The organism is Alphaproteobacteria bacterium (assembly GCA_033762625.1).
GTDB lineage: Bacteria > Pseudomonadota > Alphaproteobacteria > UBA9219 > RGZA01 > RGZA01.
This window is the reverse complement of the sequence record JANRLI010000007.1, coordinates 273,605-279,800: the sequence shown is the minus strand read 5'-3', so window position 1 is coordinate 279,800 and position 6,196 is coordinate 273,605. Positions and strand designations below refer to the sequence as shown.

Below are 6,196 nucleotides of genomic sequence, written 5' to 3'. Positions count from 1 at the left end.
GCTCCGACATCGGCAAAAAAATACATGCCTGCTTTTTCATCCCACTGTCCTTTAAAAAATGCTTTCTCTACCTTTTCTAAATTAATAAAAAACTTTTCTTTAATTTTCTCGCCATTTTTTGTAGCAACTGAATTATAAATACCGCAAGCAAGTTTTAATAGCCACAGCTCCATAATTTCACTGCTAACCAAATGAAAGCGCGGTTTACGAGAAAGTGTTTTACGATTTAAATCAGTAAGGCATTCAGTCAAAACTGAAAAAAAAATGTGCCGCTTCATCATCTAGTGGTGATAATGCTGAGTTATGGCGCGTGCATAAAACTTTTGCTGTGAGATTATCTACAGTTGTATCGAGCGTTTCTCCTGCCTGTAGCCATGACGCACCGGACATGCGTATCACGCTCCCTAACTGGTCTATTATGGACCTGGATATATAATGCTCTTTTGAAATTTTTTCTGAACAATCTTTAGTGCGATTTAAATAGCAACCATTATGCGCATAGCCAGTATTCGGAGATGGTGGGTTTATATTTGGTAAGGGCTTTCTTAAACGCCCGTCTGTGTCTAAATGACAAGCAGCTATAGACTTCTCACTTCCACATATGCATGGCTGATTAATGTCTAATTGAATTTTTTTATATTTTGCCATACTTAGTTAAAATCTATATTTGGCGTTATTTTATCTTCATACTTATGGTGAGATTACTTTGCCACGCCGCGCGCGGCTCGCAAAGTTGCAATTTTCTGGGCGTGCGCTTCGCTTACTTCCGAAAATTGTCGAACAAGAATTCGTCCACTGCGCCCGCATCGATCACTTCTACCCATGCCCAAATGGGCATGGGTAGAAGTGGCGGATGGGGTGAGATTCGAACTCACGGTGAGCTTTCACCCACGCCGGTTTTCAAGACCGGTGCCTTAAACCGCTCGGCCACCCATCCAATCCGTTTGCAGTGATACCTATAAATCAACCTAAACGAAAGCGTTTTTTACGCATCTTGCGTCTTTTAACCTGGCTGCGAACATGCCGGTTTTACCATAAAATGCCTGTAAAACGCCTTTTAATTGAACTTTGCCTGCATGGGGCGCGGTGCCCTTTAAATCGACAAGCATCAGCGTGGTTTCATCACCCCTGAAACATTCAAGGCAATGGAATGGCGTTGCGCTGAACACATACTTACCCATCATGCCGTATGGTTTCAAATACCCATGCATCACTACTTCGCTGCCCAGATACGCAGGTGAAAATGCTGCCAAAAATGTTGCTGCACCTAAACCGCCCAATACCTGCCGCCGTGATACGTTCATGGTTTTACGCTGCCTTTATGATAACGATAGATTATTTTGAATATACAGCATGACCTGATGAAGATCATCTGTTCGTCGTAAGCCCGAAGGAAATTCGGCGAACTGCGCTTCATTCCCGAATAATATGAACGGCTTTTTAAACTGCTGCGCGAGCGATAATTCATTTCGCGTGCCCTTGCTGCCGGGGCATATCACCACCACATGACTGGTAAGGATATTGATATAATTCCGGCTGATTTGCTGCGGGTCGTGCCCATCATAAATCCCCAGATGCGATTGAATAGGCAGCTCCACATAGGGGTTTGGGTAGTCCGGCATAACCTTATAGGCATCGCCCACTCCACTCATGGGGATAACGCCAATACATAACCCTTTGCGTGGCTGCGTTGCCGTAAAGCTTTGCGAAACGGCCTCCATCACTCCTGTGCCGCCGCCAGTGAGCAGATGATAACCCGCCTTCGCAATCGCCGATCCTAATGGCTGCGTCAATTCATCATGGCGCGCTTTGCTTGCGCCCATAACCCCGATGATTGGCAATTTATGCAACATGGCTAGACGTTGAAATAGCGTGCCGCAGGATGATGCACCACAATCGCTGATGTGCTTTGTTCGGGGTGGAGCATGAATTCATCCGTCAAAGCAATGCCAACTTCCTCGGCATGGAGCAATTTCAAAATCGGTTCCTGATCTTCAAGACGTGGGCATGCGGCATAGCCAAATGAATAACGGCTACCGCGATAGCCCTGTTGCAACAGCTTTTCCATGTCGGTTGCATCTTCATGGCCGAACCCCAATTCGCTGCGGATACGGGCATGCACATATTCTGCCATGCCTTCGGTGCATTCGACGGAAAGGCCATGCAGGAACATATAATCCTGATAGCGGTTTTGCTGGAACCATTCTCTGGAAACTTCCGATGCGCGCTCGCCCATCGTCACGATTTGCAACCCAATAACATCGCGCGTTGCCGCACCAATATCCTTAAAGAAATCCGCAATGCAAATGCCCGGTGTGCCGTCGGCTTCGGGTTTGCGGCGCGGTAATGTGAAGCGCACGATTTCCTTGTTATGATCCTGTGCATCAAAAATCACTACATCATTACCTTCGGCGGCAGCGGGCCAATAGCCATAAGATGCTGTGGCATTTAATGCCTTATCATGGTTTGCATCTTCCAATATGCGCTTTAATATAGGGCGGTATTCGCGCTTTGCATCTTCCATATACTCTTCAATGCGTTTGCCCTGCTTCTTAAAGCCCCATTGCTGCATGTATAATGAGCGCTCGTTGACAAACGGTATAAGCGTTTCAGCGGGCACATAATCAATAATCTTGTGCCCCCAGAATGGCGGTTTGGGCACAACAATCCCCTGCCCCATTTTCTCGCGCTTTTCACGTGCGGCAACGGGGTCGGTGGTTTCAGCAAAAATGCTTTCCTCGGCTGTTGGCGTTTCGGCAACTTTACGGCGCGGACGCGTGCGCTGTTTTTCCGCTGCTACAAAATCGCCAAAAGTCCCATCCATCACCTTGTTCATCAGCCCAAGGCCGTCGAATGCATCATTGGCGTATGCCACCTGCCCTGTTGTGTAGCTTTCCGAGCAATCGGAATACACATAGCCACGTGTAAGTGCTGCGCCGCCAAGCATCACCGGAATGCTAAGCCCCTGCTTTGACATTTCGGCAAGATTTTCTTTCATAATCACGGTCGATTTCACCAGCAAGCCGGACATCCCAATTGCATTGGCGTTATGCGCCTTGGCTGCATCCAAAATCGCTTCAATCGGCTGTTTGATGCCCAAATTCACTACCTTATAGCCATTATTGGTGAGGATGATGTCCACCAGATTTTTACCAATATCGTGCACATCGCCCTTTACCGTGGCCAATACCATCACGCCTTTTTCCTGCCCTTCCACTTTTTCCATAAACGGCTCAAGGAACGCGACGGATTTTTTCATGGTTTCGGCAGATTGCAGCACAAACGGCAATTGCATTTTGCCTGCGCCAAACAATTCGCCTACCACCTTCATACCGTCCAGCAACAGCGTATTGATGATTTCAAGCGGCTTGTATTTTTTTAGCGCCTCATCCAAATCGGCTTCTAATCCAATACTGTCGCCATCGACAATACGTTGTTTCAGACATTCTTCAACCGTATCGGGGCGGTTTTTCTTAACCGCATCCGCAGTCGTGCGGTTTGCAAATAGCGCCATGAAGGCATGCAGCGGATCATATCCATCCTTGCGGCGGTCAAAAATCAAATCCTCGGCGATGCGCACTTCTTCTTCCGGAATTTTGTGCAAGGCCATGATTTTGGAATGGTGCACGATTGCGCCCGTCAATCCGCGCTTCATGGCCAAATCCAGCATCACGGAGTTCAAAACGTGCCGCGCGGGTGGATTAAGACCGAAAGAAATATTCGATAACCCCAATATAATCTGGCATTTTGGCATGGCCTTGGAAATCAGCTCGATGCCTTCCAAGGTCCATAACCCTAGCTTGCGGTCGTCCTCATTTCCCGTTGCCACGGTGAAGGTCAGCGGGTCGAACAATAAATCTTCCGGCGGCAGACCAAATTCATTCACGGCCATATCATATAAACGCTTGGCGATTTCCAGCTTATGTTGTGGCTCCTTCGCCATGCCTTTTTCATCAATGGTCAGCGCTATAACCGAGCAACCAAACTTACGAGCAAGTCGCAAGCGTTGGCGTGCGGGCTCTTCACCATCTTCGAAGTTGATGGAGTTAATAATGGCTTTGCCGCCATAAAGTTTAAGCGAGGATTCTAAAACCTTATATTCGGTACTATCAACAACCAGTGGCGCCTGAATAGAAACGGCAAAGCGCTTTATCACTTCGCCCATTTCATAGACTTCGTCGCGGCCAACAAATGCGGTGCACACATCCAGCGCGTTGGAACCTTCCTGCACCTGCTCACGCGCCATTTTAACGCAGCCATCCCAGTCATTCTTTTCCTGCAACATCCGCCATTGCTTGCTGCCATTGGCATTACAACGCTCCCCAATCGCGAGATAAGCATTTTCCTGACGCAGACTTACCTGCCCGTACAATGATGCAACGGTTGGCGTCCATGTTGGGTTACGCTTCTTGGGCTTTGGGCGTACCCCATCTTCGGCAATACGGCGCAGCATTTTATCAAGGTGTTCAATGTGCTCCACATTCGTGCCACAGCAACCGCCGATAAAATTCATGCCGAATTCGGTTACGAAGCGTTCCAGTGAATGTTCAAGATCACAAGGGCCCAGCGGGTAATGGGTTTTACCATCCACCAATTCCGGCAATCCGGCATTAGGTTGCACGCCAAGCATGCGTGGCCAGTTTTCAGACAGCCAGCGCACATGATCCATCATTTCACGTGGGCCTGTTGCGCAATTCAAGCCGACCAGATCAACGCCCAAGCTTTCAATAATCGTTGCGGCGCCCGCAATATCTGTGCCCACCAGCATTGTGCCCGTCACTTCAATTGTTACGGTTACAAAAATCGGGACGTGCTTTTTTAATTGCTCCCGCGCCAGTTTTGCGCCATTCACTGCCGCCTTGATTTGCAGCGGGTCTTGGCAGGTTTCAATTAAAATGGCATCCACGCCGCCTTCAATCAGGCCAACGGCTTGACGTTTAAACGCATCTTCCGCTACGTCATATTCAATATGGCCAAGCGACAACAGTTTTGTGCCGGGGCCAATCGAACCCAACGCAAAACGCGGGCGATCTTTGAAATGTGAAATGGCTTCACGCGCCAATTCAGCGGCACGTTTGTTGATTTCATGGGTTTTATCCTGCAAATCGAATTCGGCGAGCGTTACAGCCGAACCGCCAAACGAATTTGTGAGGATCATATCCGCGCCAGCCGCGAGATAGCCCTTGTGGATTTCAACCACCAGTTCAGGGCGCGAAAGGTTCAAAATTTCGGTGCAGTTTTCATTGCCCAAATAATCTTTTTCAACATCAAGATCCAGCAATTGCACACGGCTGCCCATAGCGCCATCGCACAGCAATACACGTTCTTTTAATGTCTCAAGAAGCGAGGCCATATTATCCTTCTAATGCTTTGCAAATGGGAATAACCAAATCTGCGCGGTTTAGCGTATAATAATGAAAATGCGTTACGCCGTTTTTGCGCAAGTAGTTGGCTTGTTCAATCGCTGTGGCAATCGCCGCAGCTTTAAACTCATCACTATTGGGTAAAAGTCCTGCAAATGTCTTTTTAAGGCTATCCGGTACGTATGTATTGCATTTGCCGGCAAATTCAACGGCCTTTTCAAAATTCGAGATAGGCAACAAGCCAGGAACAATAGGTATCGTAATGCCAATTTTTTTAGCGCGTTCGCAGAACCGCAAATATGCATCATTATCAAAAAAGAATTGCGTAATGGCTCGTGTTGCGCCGGCTTCCTGCTTGCGTTTTAAATACAACAAATCGGCATCCGCACTCACCGCATCCGGATGCACTTCAGGATAAGCCGCAACGGAGATTTCGAATGGCGCAAGCTTTTTTAACCCTTCCACTAAATCGCAGGAATAGGCATAGCCTTCAGGGTGCGGCGTATATTTGCCATTCATATCTGGCGCATCACCGCGCAGCGCAACGATATGTTTGATGTTTTTTGCCCAATAATCCTTGGCAATACCATCAACTTCGGTCTTTGTAGCACCCACGCAGGTTAAATGCGCAGCAGCCTTCAATCCAAATTTGGTTTGCAACTGATCAACCAACGCGTGTGTGCGTCCGCGCGTTGTACCGCCTGCGCCATATGTTACCGACACGAAGGATGGTTTAAGTGGCGCAAGCTCCCCCGCTACCTTTAACAAGGCATCTTGCAATGCTTCCGTCTTGGGCGGAAAAAATTCAAAGCTGAGGGACACGTTCGACATTC

General features: G+C 48.1%; 5 protein-coding genes and 1 tRNA gene. All 6 read right to left on the bottom strand.

From position 1 onward, the window contains the following. Positions 1-243 precede the first annotated feature (243 nt). Positions 244-648, bottom strand: a complete 405-nt coding sequence (locus SFW65_05080) for a hypothetical protein (GenBank protein ID MDX1922481.1) — start codon at positions 646-648, stop codon at positions 244-246. Positions 649-847: 199 nt separating this feature from the next. Continuing rightward, positions 848-937: transfer RNA gene (locus SFW65_05075), tRNA-Ser, on the bottom strand. Positions 938-968: 31 nt separating this feature from the next. Next, complete coding sequence (locus SFW65_05070; GenBank protein ID MDX1922480.1) at positions 969-1,304, bottom strand: hypothetical protein; 336 nt, start codon at positions 1,302-1,304, stop codon at positions 969-971. Positions 1,305-1,319: 15 nt separating this feature from the next. Further along, positions 1,320-1,853, bottom strand: a complete 534-nt coding sequence (locus tag SFW65_05065) for a DNA-binding protein (protein MDX1922479.1) — start codon at positions 1,851-1,853, stop codon at positions 1,320-1,322. Between the two features lie 2 nt (positions 1,854-1,855). Then, on the bottom strand, positions 1,856-5,353 hold the full coding sequence (metH, locus tag SFW65_05060; GenBank protein ID MDX1922478.1) for a methionine synthase: 3,498 nt from the start codon (positions 5,351-5,353) through the stop codon (positions 1,856-1,858). Position 5,354: 1 nt separating this feature from the next. Continuing rightward, the gene (metF, locus tag SFW65_05055; protein ID MDX1922477.1) at positions 5,355-6,194 is read right to left on the bottom strand and encodes a methylenetetrahydrofolate reductase [NAD(P)H]; all 840 of its coding nucleotides are present in this window, start codon (positions 6,192-6,194) and stop codon (positions 5,355-5,357) included. Positions 6,195-6,196 lie beyond the last annotated feature (2 nt).

Bases quoted from the DNA above. Each gene is read 5' to 3' on its own strand.
- metH (MDX1922478.1), bottom strand. From the start codon at position 5,353: ATGGCCTCGCTTCTTGAGACATTAAAAGAACGTGTATTGCTGTGCGAT.
- SFW65_05070 (MDX1922480.1), bottom strand. From the start codon at position 1,304: ATGAACGTATCACGGCGGCAGGTATTGGGCGGTTTAGGTGCAGCAACA.
- SFW65_05080 (MDX1922481.1), bottom strand. From the start codon at position 648: ATGGCAAAATATAAAAAAATTCAATTAGACATTAATCAGCCATGCATA.
- metF (MDX1922477.1), bottom strand. From the start codon at position 6,194: ATGTCGAACGTGTCCCTCAGCTTTGAATTTTTTCCGCCCAAGACGGAA.
- SFW65_05065 (MDX1922479.1), bottom strand. From the start codon at position 1,853: ATGTTGCATAAATTGCCAATCATCGGGGTTATGGGCGCAAGCAAAGCG.